This window comes from Longispora albida DSM 44784 (assembly GCF_000379825.1).
GTDB classification, from domain to species: domain Bacteria; phylum Actinomycetota; class Actinomycetes; order Mycobacteriales; family Micromonosporaceae; genus Longispora; species Longispora albida.
In genome coordinates, this window is sequence record NZ_KB903837.1 from 230,884 (window position 1) to 255,440 (window position 24,557).

A 24,557-nucleotide genomic window follows, 5' to 3' on the forward strand; every position below is an offset into this window, starting at 1 on the left:
TGCCCGGTACTGTCCGACTACAGTGGACACGTGAGAACCACGCACCCGATCGAAGCCGAGTCCTACCGGCGGCTACGAGCCGCATGTGACACCAGTGGCCTGGCACCCCGGAGCCGCGACGTCCTCGAACGGATCATGCACACCAGCGCCGACGAGACCTGGCCTGCCGACCTCGTGCTGAACGAGAGGGCGCTGGCCGCCGGGGCCGAGGCCCTCGACTCCGGCGCGCCGCTGGTCGTCGACGCCCCCACCGTCACCGCCGGGATCGCCGCCTATCCCTCGCTGTGCCTGATGGGCAGCGAGGCCGCGTACGACGTCTCGGCCCGCACCGGGATCACGCTGCCGGCCGCCGGGTTCCAGCTGGCCGCCGCGCGGGTCGCCGACGGGGCGGTGTGGGTGGTGGGCAGCTCGCCGACGGCCCTGTGGGAGCTGCTGCGGCTGGCCGAGGGCGGAGTGCTCCGGCCGGCCCTGGTGATCGGCCTCCCCGTCGGGTATGTCGGAGCCGCCGAGGCCAAGGCGGCCCTGCGCGACAGCGGGCTCCCGGCCATCTCCAACCGCAGCGCCCGTGGCGGCGCCGTCGTCGCGGCGGCAGCGGTGAACGCGCTCATCTACGGCCCGATGGACATCTGAGACGACAGGTAAGAAGGGGGGTGCCGGTTCCGGCACCCCCCTTTCTTCCGCTCTGGCTGTTACCCGGCCGGCGGCGGGAGCGCGCTGCCCTTGAGGAAGTCGTCCCAGCTCAGGTCCCAGGACGTCCAGCCGTTGCCCTGGGTCAGGCCCTGCTCGGTGTTCTTCACGGTCACCGGGTCACCGACCTTCGTGAACTCGAACGTCCACTTCGCGTTCTCCGGGGACATGTTGATGCAGCCGTGCGACACGTTCCGCACGCCCTGGTCGGCCACCGACCACGAGGCGGAGTGGATGAACTGGCCGTCCCAGCTCATCCGCTGGGCGAACTCGACGTCGGTCCGGTAGCCGTCGGTGGAGTTGGACGGCACGCCGTACGTGCCGGAGTCGAAGACCGTCTTGTCCAGCTTCTCCATGATGACCATCTTGCCGTGGAAGGACGGCTTGCTGGGCTTGCCGAGGCTGACCGGCATCGTCTTCACCGGCGCGCCGTCCAGCATGGCGACCATCTGCTTGCTCGCGTTGTCGACGACCAGCTCACGCTTCTGCGAGTCGATGGAGAAGCTGGACGTCACGTCGAACTGGCCGAACTTCCCGCCACCCAGCGGCAGCCCGCCGAGGCCGAGCCGCATGCTGACCTTCGTGCCCGGCTGCCAGTACTCCTTCGGCCGGTACTCCAGGTGCGTGCCGCTCTGCCAGCGCCACGCGCCGACCTGGGCGGGCTCGCTCGTCACGAACAGCCGCTTCTCGACGGCCGCGCGCGACTCCTTCGGGATGGCCTCCTTGAACTCCAGCGCGATCGGCATCGCCTGGCCGTAGGTGCCGCCTTCCTTCAGGTAGTGGTGCACCGAAACCCGGTTACCCGGCTTCGACATCGTGGTGAAGGTGGTGCTCTGGCCGCCGACCTTCACGGTGTACGTGGTGTCGTAGGCCAGCGGCTCCGCGGGCACCCACGAGCTGCCGTCCTTGCGCGCCTCGCCCTTGACCGGGCCCTTGTCGCTGCTCAGCTCGACGCCGGCCGACTTGTTGCCCTTCACCTCGATCTCGGCGGAGACGGCGACGCCGGTGGCCTTGTCGGCCGGGACGACGTCCACCGGGGCCGCCTTGCTGGCCGGAGCGGTACCCCCGCCGGAGCCGCTGCCCGACGGCTTCTTGTCCCCGTCGCCGGAGCCACACGCCGCGAGAGCCGTGAGGGTCACGGACAGCACGCCCGCGATCAGTACGCGTCTAGCCACATAGTTGCCCACCATGTTGGCTTACGGTACCCGGTCGGCGCTGGCCCTGCCGGGGTTGCTTATCACACCAGGACATAGACTGGCATAAGCGCGCAAAGCCACCCTCCCGGGTGCAAAGTACCCGGGAGGGCGGCGTGCCGCGGGAGGCGTTGTCTCGGGAGACGCGGGGTCAGGGGGAGACACCGGGTCAGCGGGAGACCGTGGGTCAGTCGGCGTTGGAGGAGGCGTTCGCCCTGAGGACGTAGTCGACCAGGTAGACGCCGACCAGGGCGCCGATCACCGGGCCGACCAGGTAGACCCAGAGCTCGCCCCAGTTGGCTGCCCCGCCGGACAGGCTCAGGCCGACCTCGGGGGCCAGGCTGCGGGCCAGGTTGGCGGAGGCGCCGGTGAAGCTGCTCAGGGCGAGGATGCCGGTGCCGTAGGCCAGGCCGGTGCCGAGCCCGGCGAGCCCGCCGGACAGGCCGCCGCCGACGTAGCCCCAGTAGTACACGGCCGCGAGGAGTGCCGCCGCGAGGCCCTCGGCGAGCAGGCCCTCCCAGACGCTGGTGCCCCGGTTGAGCGAGGTAGCGCCGAGGCCGGCCCCCTTGGCGCCGAGCACGCCCCAGAGCAGGAGTGCGGACAGGATGCCGCCGACGAGCTGGGCGACGATGTAGCCGGGCACGTCGCGCCAGGCGAACCGGCCGCGCACCGCCAGGGCGAGCGTGATGGCCGGGTTGAGGTGACCGCCGGAGACCCCGCCGACCAGCCAGAGGCCGAGGGCGAGTGCGAGGGCGTAGCCGACAGCCGAGCCGTAGGCTCCGCTGGCCGCGCCGACTGCGGCGGTCGCGCCGAAGAACACGAGGATGAAGGTGCCGAGCGCCTCGGCAAGCAGGCGCCGGATCTGGATGCTCATCGCACACCTCCATAGGGTGATGTAGCAACTACAGCGAGTTGCATACAGCGTGAGCTATGTCACAGTGGACTGACTTCGCCCGGGCGGGCAGATGCGCCGATCGGCAGTGATCTATCGCCCAGCGGCAGTGGGCGTGCGGCCGGCGGTCGGGCACTGTCCTCAGCGGACCTCCAGCGTCCCCTTCATCCCGCTCGACACGTGGTAGGCGCAGGGGAACGGGTACGTGCCCGGCCGGTCCACCGTCACGCGGAGTGTCCGGCTGTCCCCGCCGTTGACGTTGTCGATCCGCTCGCTGAGCACGCCGAACGTGTGCGGGGTCGCCCCGGTGTTCCTGATGGTGAACTCGATCGTCCCGGTCCGCGCCCGCACCACCGACGGCGAGAAGCGGAGCTGATCGTCCACAGTGACCGTGATCCGCTGCACGCCGTCCGTGCCAGCCGTGGCCTCACCAGCAGTACTGGCCGCCGCGGAGGGAGCAGCCTGCCCGGTCCCGCTGGGCCCGCCCTCCGGGCCCCACACCGCACAGCCTCCGAGCAGCAGCGGAAGCACGAGGACAGCAGCCTTACGCATCGAAAACCCCCAGCAGGCCAGCCACACCGGGCACGGCGAACAGCGCGCTGGACTCGTGCCGGATGAAAGAGTTCAGCGCGTCGGAAGAGGCGAGCTTGCGCTGCACGGGGACGAAGCCGGTGCGCGGATCAGCCTGGTACGCAAGGAAAAGCAGCCCGGAATCATCCGGCGCGTCGGCATAGTTGAAACCGCGCCGCAGCATCGCGGCCCCGTTGTTGAATGCTGGAGCTGCGAGCCGGACATGCGCGTTGCCCGGAATGGCGAGCTGGCCGTCCTTCGTCGCTCCGAAATTGGCCGGGGTGAATTCCGTGCCGCCGCTCAGCGGGGCTCCGTCGGCGATGCCGCGCCCGATGACCTTGCCCTGGGCCGCGCGGTCGAGGCCTTCCCAGGAGCCGAGGAGCATGCGGATCCGGCGTACGACCAGATAGGAGCCGTCGCGCATCCAGCCGTCAGCCGCGAAAACGCGCTGGGCGAAATCGGCGTCAGCGGGTTTGGGGTTGTTCGTGCCGTCGAGCTGGCCCATCAGATTGCGCTGCGTGCCGGTGCCGCCGGCCGAGGAGGCGAAGCCGGACATGCCCCAGCGCGGCACGGCGACCCCGGCCGCGAGCCTGGTCAGCGTGCGGACCGCCTCCTGCACCGCCAGCGCGTCATCGGCGGCGATCACCAGCCCGAGGTCGCCATCGCTGCGCGCCGGATCCAGGGCGTCACCGGGAAAGGCCGGCAGGGGTTCGAGAGCGGCAGGCATCTGCATTCCGAGCTTCTCGAACAGCGAGGGCCCGTAACCAATGGTCACAGTCAGCCCCGTAGCGCCCAATCCGGCGCCGATCATCGTCTGGCCGGCGCCGCCGGCTGCCAGCTGTGCTGACGTCTGCATCCATTGCCGGATCAGGTCCTTCGGCGGCTTCGGCTGCCCTGACCGCACCAGATCGAAACCGCCAACCCAGGCATAGGCCTGCCGTGGTTCGGTGATTCCCGCCTGCCGGGGTCCGCTGTGGCTGACGATTTTCTTCTTTGTACCTGCTGCGGCCTGGCCACCACCGTCGCGAGCCCCGGGTCGCTCACCCTCGGGCGCACTCGCGAAGCCGACGGCCGCTCCGGCGACGCCGCCGAGCCCGGCAGCCCCGGCCAGCTCCAGCACCCGCCGCCGTGGCACGGCAACCGTGTCTTCGGCGTCGGCGACCACCCGCTTCTGCCGCCACAGGAACACCGGCAGCGCCAGCAGCAGACCGAACCCGAACGCGATCGTCAGGCTCAGCGTCGCCCGGTTCAGCGTGATGTCCCACGCGAACGGCGCGGAGGACCGCCACAGCACGGGCGCGTCCGCGACCCCGCTGGTCAGCGCGATCATGGCCGACCCGCCAGCGGCCAGCCACACGCCGGCACTGTGCTTCTTGCGCAGGAAGAACAGCGCGGCGGCCAGTACCAGCCAGCACGTCACCTGGAGCAGGTCGCCGCCGATGAACGCGCCGACCCGCTCGATCACCGAGCCGGGCGTCACGAGCGCGATGCCGGCGGCGTGCACGACGTCCGCGACCAGCATGACAAGCGTGGCCGCGATCATCGCCGGGTACGGCCGCCGGAGCAGGCCAAGCGTGCCCACGAGGAGTGTGCCGGCCACGGCGACGGCGAGCCAGCCCCACGGCTGCGGCCCCGGTACCCAGTCGAGCGTGCCGGTCGCGGTGTGTGTCACCGAGCCTTGCGTGATCGTGATACTCCACTCCGTCACGCGATGCGGCTGGTCCGGCTGGTCGGCCACGGCAGCGGGGAGGGTGGTCAGCATCCAGTGGATCCGGTGGTCGTGCCAGCGGTGCACCGGCTCGGCACTCGACTTCTTCCAGACCGGCGGGTTCTTCGGATTCACGCCCGCCGGTACCTTGACCTGGCCGAACCGGCTGCGGTTCAGGTACGTCGCCGGCGACTGCTGGTTCTCGAACACCCCGTCCGGGCCGACCCGCAGATACGGCTCGTCGGCGTACCCGCGCACGGTCACCTCGGCCGCCCCGGTGTTCCGCAGCTCCAGCCGGCTCCCGTTCTCGATCACGCGCAGCTCGGCGCCCGCCACCCCCGGTACCAGAGCCGACAGCGTCGTCCGGAAGTTCGTCGCCCCCACGCCGCCGACGGTGTGCGCCCCGGCCGGCGCGGGCGTGGCCAGCACCAGCACAGCGGCGACAGCGAGCAGTACCGCGAACCGGCGCATGCGGGGGACCTCCCAGGGGGCGAGGGGTGGAACGCGTCATTCTGCCAGGTAGTCGTCCTTCGTCCTGCTGCTGGTTCCAGCAACTGCGCGGGATTGGCCTGGATTGCCGGAGGGTGAGGACCTTGCGGCCGGACCGGGCGGGACCTGCCTTGAGTCAGGTCCCGCCCGGTCCGTCGAAACTGAGGGGAGTGTGTGCAGCGAGGCTAGGCAAAATGTTCGCTGAACACCGCCGTAGCTTCCGCTCCCTCAAGCCAGCGTTCAACCCGGAGAACGCGCCCATACCAGTCCACGCGCCCGCTCGCTAGTTCGGCAGGAGCATCGGCGTCGTCCGGATCTGCCCGATCGCTGAACGACCAGACTCCAGACCTGTTGCGGAGCACCAGGCTGAAGTCCACGCCGGTTGTGGCCGTTCCGTCGGACCAGGACAACGTCTGGACATGAACCAACAGGAAACCCTGTTCCCCGCTTTCGGTGCGCACGAAAGCGATCTTGTCGTTGAACCTCCCGAGGTCACTTACCACCACGGTGCCCATTTCCGGGGCTTCCTGTGCGTCACGTGATAATTGTTGACCATCTTCCCCTTGCCTGTAGGCCGGGATTCAAAGTTGGACTGCCATGTGCCCAGCTTCTTCTTGTACTCAGGCGAGCGATACTGCCTCAGTTTGTCGCTCGAGAGCAGCCGTGTCCCGCCCTTGTCTGCCACAGTCTTCGTGGCGCCACGCTGAACCCATTTCTTACCCGCGAGCTTGGAAACTGCCCGAGTCGCTCGGATGCCGCCGCTCATGCCCTGGGTTGCTCTGGCTGCCTTGACGATGCGTGAAGCGCGGTACGCCATGACAGCAGCGCCAGCCCCGACAGCGCTAAGGGCAATTCCGGCAGTCATGACCGCAGCCATCTTCCAGTTGCCTGTCGCGGCGTAGGACACTGCTGCGACGCCCGAAGCGATCATGCCGATCGGGCCGGGGATCACTGCGGCGATGGAGGCGACCTTGGCGACCTTGCCCAGGATCTTCTTCCAGCCCCAGCGTCCGTCCAGGTCGGTGCAGTTGACCGGGTCGGCGTTGCAGTAGTCGTAGTCGGTGGCCGAGCCGCCCGGTACCGGGTCGACCTGGAGGAAGCGGCCGGTCTCCGGGGAGTAGAGCCGGACGCCCATCAGGATCGCCCCGCCCAGCGCCTCGGCTGACCGCTGCTTGCCGCCGAGCCAGCCGTACCGCTGCTGGGCCTGGCCAGCCGCCGGGATGCCGAACTCGTCGTACGACAGGACCTGCGGTGTCGTGCCCGCCGGGTCGATCGTCAGCGCTACGTCGCCGTGCAGGTTGGCGAGCTGGAGCCGGACGTCTCCGGTCGCCGACGACGTGGCGACCAGGTCGGCGTCGGGGCCGGAGACATTCCGGGTGACCTTGCCGAGCGTCGTGTCGTCGACGATCCACCGGGGCTCGTCGGAGTCGTCGCCGTAGTGGTTGAGCTTCGTCGTGGCGTTCGACCAGGCCCCGTTGACGAGCTTCTCCGTCGTGAAGCCACGGAAACGGTGCTTCGGGTCCAGCGTCCACGTCTGCCGGGTGTCCGCCGTCTGCTGGGCGGCGACCAGGTCGTTGGCGTAGTACGCGTTGGTGAGCCCGCCCGGCGCGGCAGTGGTCCGGCCGAAAGCGTCGTAGCTGTAGCCGGGGTCCGTGAGCCGGTCGGCCGAGTCGTACGTGTGCGACGAGGTCGCGCTGGCCGTCCCGGTCTGGCAGGCCCCGTCGGCGGCGGCCGAGTACGTGGACTTGCCGGTCCGGTTGGTCCGCGCGTCGTACTGGTACTGCCGGGTCACGCACTGCCCGGCAGTACCGGTCTCCTGCACGCTCGCCAGCCGGCCCACGCCGTCGTAGCCGTACTTCTTCGAGCCGCCCGTGTAGTTGTGGTCGACCCAGTGGCCCTGGGAGTTCTCCACAACGGATTCCGCGTAGAGGGTGGTCCCGTCCGAGTCGCGCGTGTAGGTGCGCTCGATCGGGTTCAGCGCCGCGTCGAGGCGGTCCCTCCGGGTGATGCCGCCGGGGTAGGTCAGCTCGGTGAGCTTGCCATCCGGGGAGTACTTCGCGCCGAAGGTCCCGGCCACCGAGTCGGTGACGGAGGTGAGCAGTCCGCGCGGTTCGGCGGCCCGGTCGTAGGCGTAGGTCGACGAGCCGGTGTTGTCGCTGACCTTGGCCGGCTTGCCGTACCGGTCGAACTCCGACCGGGTCACGCCGCCGTCGGCGTCGGTGTAGCTGACCAGCCGCCCCAGGGCGTCGTACTCGCGGATGATCGTCGCGGTGCCCATGAAGGTCCGCGACACGTGGCCGCTGGCGTCGTACTCGGTCGTGAGTGCCGGAACGGCCACGCCCTCGTCCGAGGTGATCTCCACCTTCGTGATCCGGTCGGCGCCGTCGAAGGTCGTGACAGTCTTGCGGCTCTTGCCCGCGGCCGACTCGGACACTCGGGTCGGCTCCCCGAACCGCGAGTATTCCTCGACGAACTTGACTGGCAGTTCGCTACTCATCCTGGCCGGGTCGTGCCCGGTCACGGGGCCACCCGAGCGGGTGACACACGGCTGTCCTGCCCACTCGGGACGGTTGTCGCAGCGCGTGTCACCGCTGCCGGTGCCGGCGGTGTAGTAGATCGTCTGCTTGGCTCGTGAGTCGGAGCCCGTGGAACCGATGCCCCACGAGGTCAGCACGCGGCCCGAGGCGTCGTAGACGGTGAAGGCCGTGCCGGCTTCGGTCGTCGTCGACGTTGACTTTTTCAGTACCCAGCCGGAGGTTCCGCCGCGCTCGGCGCCGTAGCCCGTGCGGGTGACCTTGGTGTCCGCGTCCGGGTACCCGTCGACCGTCGCGCCTTCGCGTTCGGTGGTCACCAGGTGGTATGCGGCGCCGTCGGGCTTGTTCTCGTCGTACGAGAGGGTTTCGTGCGCCCGGGCGAGGACCTTGGTACCGGCGGGCAGGGCCGGGTTCGTGCCGGTCGGGTCGGTGAGGCCGTTCTCCAGCACCATCGGGACGCGCGGCCCGAGCGTGTCGACCAGGTCGACGCCGTCCGTCCCGTAGGCCTTCACAGTGGACAGCAGCGCCGCCCTGGCCGCCGGGTCGGCCGGCAGGTTGAGCTCGGTAGCGTAGCGGGCGGCCTCAGGGTGGGTACCAAGTGCGATTGCCCGGTTGGCGGCCTCCAGCGACCAGACCACGTTGCCGTGCTTGTCATATACCTGGCTGTCGATGTCTCCGCCGGGAGTGGCGGTGTTGGTCTCCTGGCCGTTGGCGTTGAGGTAGTGGACGGTCGCGTACCTGTAGCCGTCGGCACCCGGCACGGCCGCTGTGGCCGACGCCGTGCCCGGGTTGCTCTCCGGGCCGAAGATCGCGGTGCCGTCCGTCGGCAGGTCCTTCTGCGCCCACGTGCTGATGGCCGCGTGGTCCAGGTCGTACGGGCCACCGGCCCCGCGGGTCAGCGGGACGTTGTAGACGACCTGCGTGGTGTTCTCACCCTCGACGCTGTCCTTCGTGCCCTGCGTGAGGTAGGAGCGGCGGACCTTGAGCAGCCGGCCTTCGGAGGGGTCGGTTCCGGCCTTGCCGTGGTCGAACATCCACGGGAGCTCGCCGGCGCCGGTCACCCTGGTGACCCGGCCAGCGACGTCGTACTCGTAGCTGGTCTTCAACGGGGACGCCAGGCGCGGGTCGAACACCTCGCGCAGCCGGCCCTGCTCGTCGTACCGGTACCGGGTGACCTCGACCGGCGTGACCGCGCCGGCTGCCGGGTCCCACGTCCACACCTTGACCGAGCGGACCCGGTCGGTGAAGTCGCCGAGCGTGCCGGCCGCTGCGGTGGTCGCGGTCGCGTAGTCGTACTCCAGCACCTCGCAGCCGCGCGCCGGAGTGGCGGCCGCACAGTCACCAGTGCCGGGCTCCTGCGGGTTGATCACGCGCTTGACGAGCGAGCGGTTGTCGGTGGTGTCGTAGAGGTAGCGGGTCGTCGAGTTGCTGTCAGCCGTCCACGTCGACGACACGGCGAACTTCTCGCCTTGCTTGGTGAAGGAGGTCGTGGTGCCGTCGAGTTCCTTGAGCCGGTACTCGGCGTCGGACACCTTGACCAGGCTGTAGTTCTCCGCGCCCGGGGCGGCGAAGAACTGGCCGGCGTTGTTGCGCGCGAAGGTCAGGAAGCCGCCGGCCACCGCATTGATCTTCACGACCTCGGCCTCGGGGAACTCCAGGCTGGAGAACTCCTGCTCAGCCGTGCCGTCGACCACGCCACCCCGCCACTGGGGGCCGAAGGGGGCGATGACCTCACGAACGGAGAGGTTGTCGAAATAGACCTTCTTGTCGGCGGTGGTGTGGCCGTTGTAGAGGCGGAAGAAGGCTTCCGTGGCACCGGCCGGTACGTCGAGGTCGACGGTGAGTTCCTGCCAGGCGCCGGTCCAGGCGGCCTGGGTGGACATGGCTTCGCGGTACGTGCCGGTGGCGTCCTTGGCGAAGCCCATGACGCGCAGGCCGCGGCCGTTAGCGGGGTTCAGTCCGGTGGTCTCGGGAACGTAGATCCAGGCGGTCGCGCGGTAGCGCTTGCCGGGCTTCATGGCCAGCCGCAGCGCGCCGTTGTCGCCGCCGAGCGCGGCGTAGGAGTCGGCACCGGCCGGGCTGAGCTCTGCCGAGTCGGTGGATGACGCCTGGCCACGGGTGGTGACCCTGGCGACGCCAGCCTGCCCGCCCGTCAGCCCGCTGAGGTCGGTGACCTGCTGCTGGGCCGGGGTGAGGCGCTCGCCCTGCTTGACCCAGCCGTCGGCGGGCTCACGGGACGACGACGCGCGGCCGACCTTCAGGCCCAGCTCATCGGTGTCGGTGGAGTCGATCGAGTAGTCGCCGGTCAGGAGGTTGACCCTGCCAGGGCCGATGTCGGTGCTGGCAGCGCCGTCGCCGTTGGGGTCGACGTTGATGGTGGTCCAGCCGCCGTCATACGTGGTACCCGTCTCGGTGTGGACGCGGGCGCGGACCTGCACGACGCCGCCGACGGTGCCGAGGGTGTCGGCGGCGTTCCAGATCGCGTAGCTACCGAGGCCGGCGACGCTCGCCGGGAGTGCGGTGACCTGGGTACCCGTGCCTGTGCGCAGGTGGGCGGCCGGAACGTCGAGGATCGTGCCGCCCGGCCCGCGCCGGTACTGGAACGTGACCTTGGTGTACGACGGGTCGGCCGACACCTGGAGCTTCGCCCGCGACACCACGTTCGCGCCCTGCACCGGCTGCACGAGACCGGCCCGCCCGACGTTGAACTTGTACATCGCCGGGTCCGACAGGTTGCCGGCCTTGTCCTTCGCCCGCACCGTCAGAGTCCGGGGCCCGTCCTCGGACGGCGTGACCGGCACCCAGGCCGACCCCGTCGCCGCGTACTCCTTCGGGGCGGTGTCGGTGTCGAGCTGGTAGGTGTAGGCGGCCACGTCTGCAGGAGGGATGATCTCCTCCGGGGCCAGCGCCCGGTTCCAGACCTTCAGCTCATCGATCGCACCCGCGAAATGCTCGGCACTTCTGGCCTGTCCAACATGGAGAAGTCCGGGCGTCGCAGGCTGCCACGCCGTGACGTTGTTGTTGGTGCCTTCGAGCTTGCCGTTGACGTACAGCCGGTATGTCCTGGTGGGGGCGTCAAACGTGGCTGTCAGATGCGTCCACACCCCAGCCTGGGCGACGTTGGCCGACTGAACGTAGTTGAAGCCGGCGCCGGCCGTGCCAGAGCCCGGAGCGGTCATGACCCAGCGGTCAGCGCCCTTGTTGTACTCGAAGTAGAACGGATTGAACGTGCCACCCGGATTGTCGACCGTTGCGATGACCCGGGTCTGGTTCTTGTCGGTCAGCTTCGCCCATGCCGAGATGGTGTAGCTGGCTGCCGTGTCGATCGACACGCCGGTGGCTGTGCCGAGCCCGGTGCCGTCGAAGGCCAGGGCTGAGCCGGACGGGCCTGTAGTGCGCGAGTAGCCGCCGGTCAGGGTGAGAGAACTGCCGTAGCCGGAGGCGTCGGCGGCGGTGGCTCCGGAGGTCTCCTCGAAGGCCCAGTGGCCGGTGTTGGCCATCAGGCCAGCGACCTCGTCGGCGTTCAGCGTCCGGTTCCACGCTTTGAGCTCGTCGATCGAGCCGGAGAAGTGCTCGGCTTTCTTCGCCTGTCCGATGTGGAGCGAACCAGGAGTCTGGGCCTGCCAGGAAGTGACGTTGGTGTTGGTGCCTTCGAGGTTGCCGTTGACGTACAGCTTGAAGGTGCGGCTGGGCGCGTCGAAGGTCGCGGTCAGATGCGTCCAGACGCCTGCCTGGGCCGTGTTCTGCGACTGGACGTACGACCATCCGGGGTTACCGGTGGCAGCGCCGGGCGCGGTGAGCACCCACCGGTCGGCCCACTTGTTGTACTCGAAGTAGAACGGGTTGAAGGTCCCGGACGGGTTGTCCGCCGAGGCGATGACCTGGGTCTGGTTCTTGTCGGTCAGCTTGGCCCACGCGGAGATGCTGTAGGACTGGTCGGTCCGGAACACCGGCCCGGTTGTCGTGCCCAGCCCCGAACCGGTCATGGACACGGCCTGCGCGGCCTGGCCCGGAGCCCACGACATCCCCGTGAGGGTGAGCGGGCGGTTGCTGCCTGAGGAGTCGGCGGCCACGGCGCCGGCGCCGTCGTTGAACGACCAGCGCGCGACCGGGCCGGAGCGCTGCGAGGCGGGGGAGATCAGGACGTTGCCGGCCTGGCCGGCGGCGCCGTAGCCCCACAGCCCGTTCGCCGGGTAGTCCTGCGACCACACGTACGGGGCGGCCGGCTTCACAGTGTCCACAGTGAACTCGCAGAAGCTCGTCCATGTCCCGCTGTTCATGCCTTCGGAACTCGACGTCTTCCCGTCGTCAGCTGTGGTTCGCCAGCCGTAACTGCTGCCCTCGGCCAGCACGCCGGCTGGCACGGTCACCGAACGTGACGTACCAGGCGGGCCGAAGTCCGACTGGCCGCTCCACACGATCGCTCCGCCGGACCGGAACACCTCGACCTTGGACCGGACGTGGTCGCCGTCGTCGTCGCCCACGACCGTGTTGAGCTGCGGCGTGAGGGTGCTCAGGTGCGGGCGCCCCGTACCGGAGACGCACTGCGTCAGCGCGCCGGTGGACCGGCCCAGCACCTCGGGGCGTGCGTTGAAGTTGACCTCGAGCACCAGGTTCGGGTCGAACTTCTTCCAGGAGAAGTCGTCGGTCTCGTTCTTCGCCTTGAGCATGAACGAGATCGCGGTGTAGCCCTTGTTCTGGTTGTCCTGCAGGGCCGCCGTGACGTCCCACGTGACCCAGCTGGCCGGGCACGACGAGGAGTAGCCGTAGGCGACGTTGCGGTTGTCGACCCACCAGTTGGAGGCCGGCTGCTGGTTCCACGAGGTGTTGTCCGGCACCCAGTACGTCCGGTGCAGCTCCACCTCACGGGCGGAACAGCTCCACGCGTGGACCTCTTTCGCCTTCAACGTCGCCTGGTTGATGAACCGGTAGCTGCCCATGCCGGACAGTTCGAAGTTGAAGAACGAGCGTTTCTTGTTCGCGCCACCGTTGTAGGTGCCAGCCGGCGCCCACTCACCCGTGTTGCGGTACGGGTTGCCCGGCCAGCCCGAGTCCACGTACCACCAGCCGTGCGGGCCGAAGGTGAACAGCGGGTCGATCTTCACCGGGTACTCGGTCGCCGGGTCGGCCAGCATCGCGGCGTCCGGGGTCAGCTCGATCGCGGTACCCGTCGCGGCCACCGGCATCACGGCGCGCTTGCCCTGAGCTTGCGGCGCGGCGGGGGCCGCCTTCGCCTGCACGCCGGAACGCGACTGCGGCTGCGACTGGCTCCCGGAAGACGAAGCCCGCTCCGAGGCCGCGTCCCACATCTCGGCCGAGGACGTGGAAACGACCTTGCGGCCGGCGCCGTCGGTGAAGTCGACGCGCTTGCCGTCCCCGCTCTTCGCGGTGAGGCCCTTGGTCGTGGTGGGGAACGCGAGCTTCTTCAGCGCGGGGTTCTTCGCCGCCTCGCGGTTCTTGACCACGAGGACTTCCGAGAAGCCGTCGGCGCTGGCGGTGACCTGGAGGTCCACGCCGGGCAGTACCTCGGCGTAGGTGGCCGTGTCCTTGTCGAGCGTCGGCTTCGGCAGCTGGCCGACGGGAGACCCGAGCGACAGCTCCGTCCCGTTCTTGCCGGCCGTCACCAGAGCGCCGCCCCCGCCGCCGGAGAACTTCACGTCGGCGCCCACGAGGCCGGGCGCGACGGAGCCGTCTGCGGCGAACCGCAGGGTGGTGTCGATCGGCTGCCATGTGCCGTTGTGCTCGGCGCGCACCGGCCGGGTCTGCCGCTGGAGGGTCCTCGTGCCGTCAGGGTTGGCGAAGACCTCGTCGGTCGCGGACGTCAGCCCGGCGATCCGCACCTTCTTCTTGCACAGCTTCGCGGTCAGCAGCGCCGAGGCCTCGCCGGGCTGCTCGTCGGGGCACTGCGGCTTCGCGGGCGGCGCGGCGGCGGCCGGCATGCCCGGGTCGAAAGTGGACGGCGCGGTCACGCCCAGGACAGCCACGACAGCGGCGGCAGCCAGCCGCCGGAAATTCCAGCCTCGCACCCCGTGCACCTTTCCCCGTTGACGCAGCCTTCCGCAGAGCCGAGATGGCCTGGAAGCAGCGAGACGAGAAGTTACCGAGAGTGAAAACCGCAGGTCAATAAGCCGAAGCGTCAGGGGTTTGCGGAGATTCGGGCAGCTTGGCCGCGCAGGGTCGAAATATCGGTTCCGATTCGGCCAGCGGGGTCGAAAACTCCACGGAGAGCATGCTCACAGAAGCAGGGAACCGGACAGGCCACCGGCTGCGTCCAACGGGCATGAGACGCAGGAGTTGGGGCACACTGAGCCTGGCAATGGCCGCCGGGCTGACCCTGGCGGGCTGTACGCCCGAGGCGGAGACCCGCCCGATGTACCGTGACCCTGGCGTGCCGGTGGGCACGCTGAAGCTTGTCGCGTACGACTCGTGTGACGCGGCGATGAAGAGCCTGAAGTCGGCGGCGAAGGCTGCCGTCGGCCCGTACGGCTTCGGTGGCGGCGCGGTCGCGATGCGCGGCGGGGCCGCCGAGGACAGCATTGCGAAGGGCGCGCCGGGCGCGGCCCCGAACTCCGGGGCGGCGCCGAAGCAGGGCGAGGACTACTCCGGTACGAACGTCCACGAGCAGGGCGTCGACGAGCCCGACCTGGTGAAGACCGACGGGCGCCGGATCGTGACCGTGACGCGGGGCGTCCTGCGGGTCACCGACCCGGCCACGATGAAGGTGACCGGCGAGCTGCGTCTCGAGGATCGGGGCGCCGACGAGCTGTTCCTGTCCGGTGACCACGCGCTCGTCATGTCGCGCAGCGGCTGGGCCGTGCCGTACGACAACGGCGACGCGAACGCGAAGCCGGTGCCGGGCCGTCACCAGGACGGGACGACGCTCACCCAGGTCAGCCTGTCCGGCCAGCCGAAGGTGACGGGCACGCTCACGGTCGACGGGTCCTATGTGGATGCCCGGATGTCCGGCGGCGTGGCGCGGATCGTCGTGAAGTCCGCACCCCGGGTCCAGTTCAAGCTGGACGGTTTCAACGTCCCGCCCGCCGACCGGGTCGAGGCCAACCGCAAGGTGATCGACCGGGCCGGCCCGGAGGACTGGCTGCCCCGGCAGCGGGTCACCATCGACGGCAAGGTCAGGGAGACCCGGGTGGACTGCGCGATGGTCAGCCGCCCCGAGGCGTACTCCGGCGCGACGATGCTGACCGTCTACAGCCTGGGCCTGACCCAGAGCCTCACCGACGGGCAGCCGGTGACGATCATCGCGGACGGCGAGACGGTGTACGGGACGGGCAGCAGCCTGTACGTGGCCAACGACGACCGCTGGCGCTGGACGTGGCGGCTGGAGGGCCAGACCCGGGAGAAGCCGCGCGAGCGGACCGAGCTGTACAAGTTCGACATCTCCCAGCCGGGCAGGCCGAAGTTCGCCGCGGCCGGCGCTGTGCCGGGCTGGCTGCTCAACCAGTACTCGCTGTCCGAGCACGACGGCAAGCTCCGCGTCGCGACCACGACCGACAACCGGGTGTGGGGCGGAGAGGTCCCGTCCGGGCGCAACTCGCAGAGCGCGGTGTACGTGCTGAGCCAGAAGGGCGGCGACCTCACCGAGACGGGCAAGGTCGACGGGCTGGGCAAGGGCGAGCGGATCTACGCCGTCCGGTTCGCCGGCCCGGTCGGGTACGTGGTGACGTTCCGCCAGGTCGACCCGCTGTACGTGCTCGACCTGCGTGATCCGGCCAAGCCCGCCGTCACCGGCGAGCTGAAGATCACCGGCTACTCCGCCTACCTGCACCCGGCGGGGGACGGGCGGCTGATCGGGGTCGGGCAGGAGGCCAGCGAGCAGGGCCGCACGCAGGGTACGCAGGTGTCGTTGTTCGACGTGTCCGACCCGGCGAAGCCTGCCCGCCTGTCGCAGTTCCACCTGAAGGGCGCGCACTCCGAGGCGGAGTTCGACCCGCACGCCTTCCTCTACTGGCCCAAGACCGGCCTTCTGGTGATCCCGGTCTACGGCCGCAGCTCCGAGGCGATCGGCCTGTCGGTCGACCAGGCCGGCATCAAGGAGCTGGGCCGGATCAGCCACGGCTGGGGCCAGATCCGCCGGTCGCTGGTCATCGGCGACACACTGTGGACGGTGTCGGAGGCCGGCCTGCGCGCCAGCAACCTCAGCACCCTCGCCGAGAAGGGTTCCGTGACCTTCTCCTGACCCTCCCCGGCCGCCGCGACCAGCTCACTGGTCGCGGCGGCCTCTGTTCGCCAGCAGTACCGGCGGCCGGGCAGCGAGCGCGTCGCATCCGCCGACCACAGCCCGGCCAGCGTCGGGGCGCTCGGTACCGGACAGGATCGCGAGCAGCGTGCTCTTGCCGGCCCCGGCCGGCAGCGGGCCAACAGCGGCTGTCAGCGGGGGGCCGAGCCCCGGCGGATCGAGTTGCCGGCGTGGAAGTCGCCGGGCTCGCCCAGCTCCAGCCGGAGCCGCCCCGACCTGCCGTAACAGGCGACCGGGTTGTGCCAGAGCACCTGCTCGACCTCGGCGGGGCCGAAGCCGGCCGCCAGCATCGCCTCGCCCGTCGCCCGGGTGAGCAGCGGGTCGCTGCGGCCCCAGTCGGCCGCCGACCCGATCATGGCGCGCTCGGTGCCGTACTCCCTGAGCATCGCGATCAGGCGGTCGGTCTTGGCGTCCGGGTAGACGGTGTAGCAGAGCCAGCCGCCCGACGAAGCCGCGAGCGGGGCCGTGACCTCGTCCACGTGGTGCAGCACCAGCCACTCGGGAGCGATGCCCGACTCGGCGGCCACGTCCAGCGCCCGGCGCAGCCCGGTCAGCCGGTCACGGTGCGGCGGGTGGACCAGCACCGGCAGCCCCAGCTCCCTGGCCAGCGCCACCTGCTCGGCCAGCGCGGCGTCCTCTGCGGGGGTCATCGCGTCGTAGCCGACCTCGCCGACCGCCACGACCCGCTCCTGGCCCAGGTACCCGGGCAGCTCGGCGAGGATCTCCGCGCAGCCGGGATGGTTGGCCTCGCGGGGGTTGAGGCCGAGCGCGCAGTGGTGGGCGATGCCGTACTGGCTGGCCCGGAAGGGTTCCCAGCCGAGCAGCGCTCCGAAGTGGTCGGCGATGGACGCCGCCGACGTCCGGGGCTGGCCGAGCCAGGAGGCCGGCTCGACGAGGGCGCGCACACCGACGGCATGCAGGGCCTCGTAGTCGTCGGTGGTCCGGGCGGACGCGTGCAGGTGCGGGTCGAAAATGCGCATCACCTACCCTAGGCCCCGAAATGCCCAGCACGCCAGGTGAAGTACCGGCTACGTCCCGCGCCCGTGCGGGGTTCTACTTCTTGCCGAAGATGCTCCGGATGGCCAGCCACATGATGGCGAGCCCCAGGCCCAGCCCGGCGAGCTTGACCAGCGGAATGTCGTCCCACGCTTTGTCTGCGAGCATCATGGCGAACACCGCCGCATCGTAACGAGCGGGCACTGCGGAAAGTCAACCGAAACCTTTCTGCGAGATCACACGTGTGTACTGCGGCAGTACAACCACGGGAGGGCGGTTGCTCATGAGTGACCAGGACATCAGCGCGGCTACTGTGCAGGACGGTCCGGAGAGGACCTGGCACATCAACGGGACGATGAAGCGGGAACGCTGGTTCCGTGACGGCCTGCTCCACGGGCCGGACTGCGAGTACGACGAGCAGGGCCGGTCGATCAGCGAGGAGTACCACGAGTACGGCATCCTCGTCTTCGCCCTGCACTTCGCCGAGGACGGCTCGATCCGCAAGCGGTGGGAGCTCGAACCCGGCGACCCGGAGCACGCCAGGCTGGACGAACTCCGGCTCACCAGGGATCACGTGAACTAGATCCGGATCGCACGGTTCTCCGCCGCGACCCGGCGGAGAACCGTGCGGCCGGCCGCTCAGTCGCCGACCGTCGCCCGCACGGCGTCCGGCAGCCCGTGTGCCTTGGTCCGGCGGGCGCCCTTGGCGGCCATCGGGTCCTCGCGCAGTTCACGTAGCAGCGCGACGCACAGGGCCAGCATCACGAGTACGAAGGGCAGCGCCACGAGGATGGTCGCCTGCTTGAGGGCTTCGAGTCCGCCGGCGAGCAGGAGTACCGCCGCGACGGAGCCGATCAGGATGCCCCAGGCCACCACGAGCGCGCTGGGCGGTCGCAGCGATCCCCGGCTGCTGAGTGAGCCGAGTACCAGGGACGCGGAGTCCGCTCCGGTGATGAAGTAGAGCGCGACGAGCACCATCGCGATGACCGAGGTGATCGTCCCGAGCGGCAGCGCGCCGAGCAGGCTGAACAGTGCCTGTTCAGCGCCCTTCTTCGTCTCGGAGACCAGGTCGGCCGTGCCCTGGGCCTGGAGCCGCAGCGCCGATCCGCCCATGATGGAGAACCACACGAGGCTGGCTCCGCTCGGCACGAGCAGCACGCCGATCAGGAACTGCCGGACGGTGCGGCCCCGGGAGATGCGGGCGATGAAGGTACCGACGAACGGGGCCCACGAGATCCACCACGCCCAGTAGAAGATCGTCCAGCCGGACAGCCAGGACGGGTCGGAGAACGCCCCGGTCCGGGTCGACATCCGCAGCAGGTCGTCCAGGTATGACCCGGCGGAGGCCGGCAGCACGTCGAGGATGTACACGGTCGGGCCGGCCAGGAACACGAAGGCAGCCAGCACGACGGCGAGGCCGACGTTCGCCGTCGAGAGCCACTTCACTCCCTTGTGTACACCGGAGAAGGCCGAGACCACGAAGGCCGCGGTGAGTGAACCGATGATCACCAGCTCCAGGGTGGTGGAGTCCTGGACGCCGGCCACGATGTTCAGCCCGGCCGCGACCTGGAGCGCGCCGAGCCCCAGGCTGGTGGCCGAGCCGAACACGGTCGCGAAGATCGCGATCAGGTCGATGGCCCGCCCTGGCCCCCGGTCGGCCCGGTCGCCGAGCAGCGGCGTGAACGCGGCGCTCACCCGGTTGCCGCGTCCCTTGCGGAAGGTCGCATAAGCCAGGGCGAGGCCAGTGACCGCGTAGATGGCCCAGGGGTGCAAACACCAGTGAAACAAGGTGTACCGCATGGCGGCGTCAGCCGCAGGCCCGGTCAGCGGGGCAGCGCCGCTGGCTGGCGGCGGGCTCGCGTAGTGCGACAGCGGCTCGGCCACGGCGTAGAACATCAGGCCGATGCCCATGCCGGCGGAGAACATCATCGCGACCCAGGCCAGCGTGCTGAACTCGGGCTCGTCGGTGTCCTTCCCCAGCGGGATCTTCCCGTACCTGCTGACGGCCAGCAGCACGGCCAGCACCAGGAACGCGTCGGCCGCCACCACGAACAGCCAGCCGAACGTCGAGATGCACCAGCGCAGCGCCGAGCCGGACACGTCGTTGAGCGTGTCGCTGGACAGCGCTCCCCAGGCGACCACGGCCAGCACCACGGTCATCGAGACCCCGACGACAATCCGGTCAATACTGGGCTTTTCCACCATGCGGTCACCGTACTGGGCCGGCCACCCCAGGGCCGTCAATCCGCACCGGGCCACGCCCGGCAGCCGCGAGGCACAATCGGTGACGTGCAGATCGCGATGCTCGGACCCCTCGAACTGACCACCGAGGACGGTACGCCGGTGCCCCTAGGCGGCGCCCGGCTGCGGGCACTGCTGATCGCCCTGGCCACCGAGCCCGGCCGCGTCGTCGGGCTGGGCGCGCTCACCGGAGCCGTCTGGGGCGACGACCTGCCGGCCGACCCGGCCAACGCCCTCCAGGCCCTTGTTTCCCGGCTGCGCCGTGCCGTACCGGGGCTGGAGATCCGCGCCGAGCCGACCGGCTACCGGCTCGCCATCACGCACGCCGCCACCGACATCGGCCAGTTCGACCGGCTCCTCGCGGCCGGGCGCGCCGAGCTGGCAGCCGACCCGGCCGCCGCCGCCCGTACCCTCCGCGAGGCCCTGGCGCTGTGGCGTGGCCCAGCGCTGGCCGGCCTGCCCGGCGCGGACTCCGGCCACGGCTTCGGTGCTGGGCTCGCTGCCCGGCTCCGCGAGCGCCGCCTGACGGCACTGCACCTCCGGATCGACGCGGACCTGGCGCTCGGCCGGGCCGGAGACCTCGTACCGGAACTCGAAGGCCTCGCGGCCGAGCACCCGCTGCACGAGCCGCTGGCCTGCCAGCTCATCCGCGCGCTGTACCAGTGCGGCCGGTCCAGCGAAGCCCTCGCCGCGTACGAGCAGGTCCGCTCGGCGCTGGCCGGCACGCTCGGCGCGGACCCGTCGCCGGAACTGTCGGCACTGTACCTGGAGATCCTGCGCGCCGAGCCGAAGGTGAGCCGTACCAACCTGCGGGCCGGGCTGACCAGCTTCGTGGGCCGGGCCGACGAGCTGGCCCGGGTCGGCGGGCTGCTGGCCAGTACCCGGCTGGTGACGCTGACCGGTCCTGGCGGCGCCGGCAAGACCCGGCTGGCCACCGAGGCCGCCCGGCGTGCGCTGCCCGCGCTGCCCGACGGGGTGTGGGTGGCGGAGTTCGCGCCGGTGACCGACCCGGCCGAGCTGCCGTCCACGGTGCTCAGCACGCTCGGGGTGCGCGAGCACAGCCTGTTCAGCCGGTGGGGCCAGGAGCACGCCGACGCGGCCAGCCGCCTGGAGTCCAGCATCGCCGACCGGGAGCTGCTGCTCGTGCTCGACAACTGCGAGCACCTCATCGACGGGGCAGCCAAGCTGGCCGACCGGCTGCTCGGCGCCTGCCCGAAGCTGCGCATCCTCACCACCAGCCGGGAGCCGCTGGGCATCCTCGGGGAGAGCCTGTGGCCGGTCGGGCCGCTGGGCCTGCCATCGTCCGAAGTGGACGTCAGTGAGGCGCTCGGCTACTCGGCCGTGCGGCTGCTGGCCGAGCGAGCGGCCGCCGTCCAGCCAGGCTTCACGCTGGACGCGTCGAACGTCTCGGCCGTGGTGGAGATCTGCCGGGCGCTCGACGGGCAGCCGCTGGCGATCGAGCTGGCCGCCGCCCGGTTCCGTGCGCTGAGCCCGGAGCAGGTCGCCGAGCGGCTGGGCGATCGGTTCCGGCTGCTGACCGGCGGGAGCCGGGTCGCGCTGCCCCGGCACCAGACCCTGCGCGCCGTCGTCGACTGGAGCTGGGAGCTGCTCGACGAGCCCGAGCGGGACCTGTGGCGGCAGTTCGCGGTGTTCGCGGGCGGGGCGGACCTGGCAGCCGTCGAGGCGGTGTGCGGGGCCGGGCCGGACCTGCTCGCGGCGCTGGTCGACAAGTCGCTGATCGTCATGGCCGGCGGCCGGTACCGGATGCTGGAGACGATCCGCGCCTACGGCATCGAACGGCTCGCCGAGGCTGGCCAGGCCGAGACGGCCCGCGCCCGGCACGCCGCGTACTTCCTGGACCTGGCCCTGGAAGCCGACTCGCACATGCGCAGCGCCGAGCAGGTCAGCTGGCTGTCCGTCATGGACGACGACCACGACAACCTGCACCGCGCGCTCCGGCAGGCCATCGCGGCCGGTGACCGGGTGACGGCCGTGCGGCTGGCGGCTGCGCTCGGCTCGTACTGGTGGCTGCGCAGCCACCGAGCGGAGGGCGCCGAGCTGGCACGCGAGGCGCTGGCCATGCCGGGGGAGCAGGCTGACCGGGAGAGCGAGGCGCTGGCGCTGGGCATGGCGGCCCTGAACCTGGCCGAGGGCCACGAGGACATCGCGACCGCGTACCAGCTGCTGCGCACCGCAGCTGCCGCTGTCCCCGAGCACCCGGGCCACCGGCAGCTCAAACTGATCCGGCCGATCTTCGAGTTGTTCGAGACCGCGGCGTCAGGCCCGTCGGTGGCCGGTGTCCTCGCGCTCCAGGAGGACCCCGATCCGTGGGTACGGGCCTCCGGTCACGTCATCTACTCCTGCGCTGCCCTCAACCTCGGGCTGCGCACAGTGGACGTCATCGGCCACTGCGAGGCCGCGCTGGCCGGGTTCCGTTCGGTGGGTGACCGGTGGGGGATGTCGCTGACGCTCAGCAGCCTGGCGGACCTGACGACCCGGGCTGGTGACTTCGCGGCCGCCGCCGGGTACTACGCGGACGCGCTGGTGCTCATCCGCGAGCTCGGGCACACCGAGGACGTGCCGCAGCTGCTGGCGAGGATCGGTCACCTCCACTGGCTGCTCGGTGAGCCCGGCGTGGCCGAGCAGCGCTTCGCCGAGGCCGCCGAGGCCACCAGGCACCGGGTGACCGGTGAGGTGCCCGGGATCGTCGAGTACCTCCGCGCCGAGGTCGCCCGGCAGGCCGGCGACCCGCAGCGCGCGCTCGTCCTGCTCGACCGGGCGCGGGCCTGCCTCCAGGGCATCGGTTCCTCGCAGGTCCACGCGCTGATGCTCAACGCGAGGGCGCTCCTGGCCCTGGCTGCCGGTGACGTGAACCTCGCCGGGGAGCTGGCCGGCGAGGCCTACGACAAGGCCCTGGGCTCGATGGACGCCCCGGTGGTCGCGCACACCCTCGTCACGCGGGCGGCCCTGTGCCTCAAGGCCGGCCAGCCCGCCGAGGCCGCGTACCTGCTGGGCTCGGCGATCGGCGTACCCGGCACCCGCGACCACTCCCTTGTGGACGCTCCCCCACTCGAAGCCGCCGCACTGGACGCGCTCGGCGAGTGCGAGTACCGGCAAGCGTTCGAGCGTGGCCTCGCGACCACGCTCGACGATCTCACCCAGGGAACCGACGGCCGCAAGCCGAAGACGAGGTAGCTCAGGTCCGGCGCTTGAATGCCCGGACAGCCAGCGGGGCGAACACGGCGGTCAGCGCTGCTGCCCACAGCAGGGACTGGAGGGCCGGGCCGCTGCCGCCGCCTGTCACCCACAGCCCCCGGACCGCGTCGGCGAGGATGGTCACCGGGTTGACCTTCGCCCAGGCCTGGAGCCAGCCGGGCATGGTGGCCGTGGGCACGAAGGCGTTGCTGGTGAAGGTCAGCGGGAACATGACGACGAAGCCGAAGATCTGTACCTTCTCCGGGTTGGCCGCGAGCATGCCGACCAGCACGGCCAGCCAGGAGAAGCCGAGCGAGCACACGAGGACGAGCAGGTAGCCGCTGATCGCGCTCGGCACGTCGGTACCGATCCGGAAGCCCAGCACCACGCCCAGCCCCAGCAGCAGTGCCAGCGCCCAGGACTGCTTGACGATGTCGGAGACGATCCGCCCGGCCAGCGGGGCGAACCGCGCGATCGGCAGCGAGCGCAGCCGGTCGAAGACGCCCTTCTGCAGGTCGGTGCTGAGCCCCATGCCGGTGTTCAGCGTGGCGAACAGCGCGTTCTGCACGATGATGCCCGGCAGCGCGAAGGTCAGGTAGTCGCCGGTGTTCCCGGAGATCGCCCCGCCGAACACGTAGGTGAACAGCACCAGGAACATGATCGGCTGGATGCTGAAGTCGATCAGCTCCGCCGGGTTGTGCTTGATCTGCACGAGGGTGCGCCAGGCCAGGGTCATGCTGTGCCGGAGGCCGGCGATCGGGCTCACCCGGGGGCTGAAGGTCGCGGCGGTCATGCTGCGCTCTTTTCTGGTACGAGGGCGCCGGGGGTGGCGCGCTGGCCGGTGAGGGAGAGGAAGACCTCGTCGAGGCTGGCGCTGCGCAGTGCCAGCTCGGCGACGGTGATCCCGGAGAGGTCGAGCCGGGCGACGATGGCTGGCATCAGGGCCGGGTCGGACACGGGAACGGTGACCGTCCCGCCTGCCGCCTCCGGAACCCCGCCGGTCAGCTCCGCGACCACGGCCAGTGCCACCGGTACGCCGGCGGGATCGGCCGGCCGGACACTGAGGATCTGCGCGCCCGTCCTGGCTTTCAGCTCGGCCGGCGAGCCATCGGCGATCACCCGGCCGTGGTCGATCACGGCGAGCGAGCCGGCCAGCTGGTCGGCCTCCTCCAGGTACTGCGTGGTGAGCAGCACCGTCACGCCGCCGGCGACGAGTTCGCGGACGATGTCCCACATCTCGTTACGGCTGCGCGGGTCGAGGCCGGTGGTCGGCTCGTCCAGGTAGAGCAGTTCGGGGCGGCCGACGAGGCTCGCGGCCAGGTCGAGGCGGCGGCGCATGCCACCGGAGTACGCCTTGGCTGGCTTTCCCGCCGCGTCGTCGAGCCGGAAGCCGCGCAGCAGCTCCGTGGCCCGGGCACGCGCCCCGGCCCGGGACATGCCGAGCAGCCGTCCGATCAGGATCAGGTTCTCCAGGCCGGTCAGCGCCTCGTCCACCGAGGCGTACTGGCCGGTGAGCCCGATGAGCTGCCGGACCTGGTGTGCCTGGCGCACGACGTCGTACCCGCCGACCACCGCCCGCCCGGCGTCCGGCCGCAGCAGTGTGCCCAGGATGCGGACGGCCGTCGTCTTGCCTGCCCCGTTCGGGCCGAGCAGCCCGAACACCGTCCCGGCCTGGATGGCCAGGTCCACACCGTTCAGCGCCGTCGTGTCCCCGTACCGCTTGACGAGGCCCTGTGCTTCGATCGCGTAGGTCATGCCGGGAAGCGTGCGGCGCCCGGCTGACAGACCCGGGTTATTC

At 70.5% G+C, this 24,557-nt stretch carries 15 protein-coding genes; 4 read left to right on the top strand and 11 right to left on the bottom strand.

What is annotated here, in order from left to right:
• Positions 1-30 precede the first annotated feature (30 nt).
• Positions 31-630, top strand: coding sequence for a precorrin-8X methylmutase (locus tag A3G1_RS0129285; RefSeq protein WP_018353072.1), 600 nt, complete (start codon positions 31-33; stop codon positions 628-630).
• Between the two features lie 59 nt (positions 631-689).
• Here the strand turns inward: A3G1_RS0129285 and A3G1_RS0129290 are convergent, their stop codons facing one another.
• The 6 genes from A3G1_RS0129290 to A3G1_RS39170 form a co-directional block, all read right to left on the bottom strand.
• Positions 690-1,862: a L,D-transpeptidase gene (locus A3G1_RS0129290; RefSeq protein ID WP_245563622.1), complete on the bottom strand. Its 1,173-nt coding sequence runs from the start codon at positions 1,860-1,862 to the stop codon at positions 690-692.
• A gap of 205 nt (positions 1,863-2,067) precedes the next feature.
• Positions 2,068-2,754: an MIP/aquaporin family protein gene (locus A3G1_RS0129295; RefSeq protein ID WP_018353074.1), complete on the bottom strand. Its 687-nt coding sequence runs from the start codon at positions 2,752-2,754 to the stop codon at positions 2,068-2,070.
• Positions 2,755-2,913: 159 nt separating this feature from the next.
• Positions 2,914-3,324: a cupredoxin domain-containing protein gene (locus A3G1_RS37395; RefSeq protein ID WP_018353075.1), complete on the bottom strand. Its 411-nt coding sequence runs from the start codon at positions 3,322-3,324 to the stop codon at positions 2,914-2,916.
• Positions 3,317-5,521, bottom strand: coding sequence for a Dyp-type peroxidase (locus A3G1_RS41535; RefSeq protein ID WP_018353076.1), 2,205 nt, complete (start codon positions 5,519-5,521; stop codon positions 3,317-3,319). Before A3G1_RS41535 ends, A3G1_RS37395 begins: the two co-directional genes overlap by 8 nt.
• A 203-nt stretch (positions 5,522-5,724) precedes the next feature.
• Positions 5,725-6,054 (bottom strand): hypothetical protein, encoded by a 330-nt coding sequence (locus tag A3G1_RS0129315; protein ID WP_018353077.1) that lies wholly within the window; start codon positions 6,052-6,054, stop codon positions 5,725-5,727.
• Positions 6,036-14,099 carry a LamG-like jellyroll fold domain-containing protein gene (locus tag A3G1_RS39170; RefSeq protein WP_018353078.1) on the bottom strand — a complete coding sequence of 2,688 codons (8,064 nt, stop codon included), beginning with the start codon at positions 14,097-14,099 and terminating at the stop codon, positions 6,036-6,038. The genes A3G1_RS0129315 and A3G1_RS39170 overlap by 19 nt, the downstream gene beginning before the upstream one ends.
• A 254-nt stretch (positions 14,100-14,353) precedes the next feature.
• Between A3G1_RS39170 and A3G1_RS0129325 the strand changes: the two genes are divergently transcribed.
• On the top strand, positions 14,354-16,267 hold the full coding sequence (locus A3G1_RS0129325; RefSeq protein ID WP_245563623.1) for a beta-propeller domain-containing protein: 1,914 nt from the start codon (positions 14,354-14,356) through the stop codon (positions 16,265-16,267).
• 191 nt (positions 16,268-16,458) lie between these two features.
• Here A3G1_RS0129325 and A3G1_RS0129330 read toward each other — a convergent pair whose 3' ends face one another.
• Positions 16,459-17,307: a TatD family hydrolase gene (locus A3G1_RS0129330; RefSeq protein ID WP_018353080.1), complete on the bottom strand. Its 849-nt coding sequence runs from the start codon at positions 17,305-17,307 to the stop codon at positions 16,459-16,461.
• Between the two features lie 73 nt (positions 17,308-17,380).
• Positions 17,381-17,503, bottom strand: coding sequence for a hypothetical protein (locus A3G1_RS42200; protein ID WP_018353081.1), 123 nt, complete (start codon positions 17,501-17,503; stop codon positions 17,381-17,383).
• 103 nt (positions 17,504-17,606) lie between these two features.
• Here A3G1_RS42200 and A3G1_RS0129340 point away from each other — a divergent pair, with 103 nt between their 5' ends.
• Complete coding sequence (locus A3G1_RS0129340) at positions 17,607-17,906, top strand: toxin-antitoxin system YwqK family antitoxin (RefSeq protein WP_018353082.1); 300 nt, start codon at positions 17,607-17,609, stop codon at positions 17,904-17,906.
• Positions 17,907-17,962: 56 nt separating this feature from the next.
• On the opposite strand, the gene A3G1_RS0129345 is transcribed toward A3G1_RS0129340, so the two are convergent.
• Positions 17,963-19,528, bottom strand: a complete 1,566-nt coding sequence (locus tag A3G1_RS0129345; RefSeq protein WP_026212651.1) for a BCCT family transporter — start codon at positions 19,526-19,528, stop codon at positions 17,963-17,965.
• 84 nt (positions 19,529-19,612) lie between these two features.
• Between A3G1_RS0129345 and A3G1_RS0129350 the strand changes: the two genes are divergently transcribed.
• Positions 19,613-22,759 carry an AfsR/SARP family transcriptional regulator gene (locus tag A3G1_RS0129350; RefSeq protein WP_018353084.1) on the top strand — a complete coding sequence of 1,049 codons (3,147 nt, stop codon included), beginning with the start codon at positions 19,613-19,615 and terminating at the stop codon, positions 22,757-22,759.
• A 1-nt stretch (position 22,760) separates the two neighbouring features.
• Here A3G1_RS0129350 and A3G1_RS0129355 read toward each other — a convergent pair whose 3' ends face one another.
• Positions 22,761-23,552, bottom strand: coding sequence for an ABC transporter permease (locus A3G1_RS0129355; RefSeq protein ID WP_018353085.1), 792 nt, complete (start codon positions 23,550-23,552; stop codon positions 22,761-22,763).
• Complete coding sequence (locus tag A3G1_RS0129360; protein WP_018353086.1) at positions 23,549-24,514, bottom strand: ATP-binding cassette domain-containing protein; 966 nt, start codon at positions 24,512-24,514, stop codon at positions 23,549-23,551. The genes A3G1_RS0129355 and A3G1_RS0129360 overlap by 4 nt, the downstream gene beginning before the upstream one ends.
• Positions 24,515-24,557: the final 43 nt, after the last annotated feature.

Bases quoted from the DNA above. Each gene is read 5' to 3' on its own strand.
- A3G1_RS0129295 (WP_018353074.1), bottom strand. From the start codon at position 2,754: ATGAGCATCCAGATCCGGCGCCTGCTTGCCGAGGCGCTCGGCACCTTC.
- A3G1_RS37395 (WP_018353075.1), bottom strand. From the start codon at position 3,324: ATGCGTAAGGCTGCTGTCCTCGTGCTTCCGCTGCTGCTCGGAGGCTGT.
- A3G1_RS41535 (WP_018353076.1), bottom strand. From the start codon at position 5,521: ATGCGCCGGTTCGCGGTACTGCTCGCTGTCGCCGCTGTGCTGGTGCTG.
- A3G1_RS0129315 (WP_018353077.1), bottom strand. From the start codon at position 6,054: ATGGGCACCGTGGTGGTAAGTGACCTCGGGAGGTTCAACGACAAGATC.
- A3G1_RS0129325 (WP_245563623.1), top strand. From the start codon at position 14,354: ATGAGACGCAGGAGTTGGGGCACACTGAGCCTGGCAATGGCCGCCGGG.
- A3G1_RS0129330 (WP_018353080.1), bottom strand. From the start codon at position 17,307: ATGCGCATTTTCGACCCGCACCTGCACGCGTCCGCCCGGACCACCGAC.
- A3G1_RS0129340 (WP_018353082.1), top strand. From the start codon at position 17,607: ATGAGTGACCAGGACATCAGCGCGGCTACTGTGCAGGACGGTCCGGAG.
- A3G1_RS0129345 (WP_026212651.1), bottom strand. From the start codon at position 19,528: ATGGTGGAAAAGCCCAGTATTGACCGGATTGTCGTCGGGGTCTCGATG.
- A3G1_RS0129355 (WP_018353085.1), bottom strand. From the start codon at position 23,552: ATGACCGCCGCGACCTTCAGCCCCCGGGTGAGCCCGATCGCCGGCCTC.
- A3G1_RS0129360 (WP_018353086.1), bottom strand. From the start codon at position 24,514: ATGACCTACGCGATCGAAGCACAGGGCCTCGTCAAGCGGTACGGGGAC.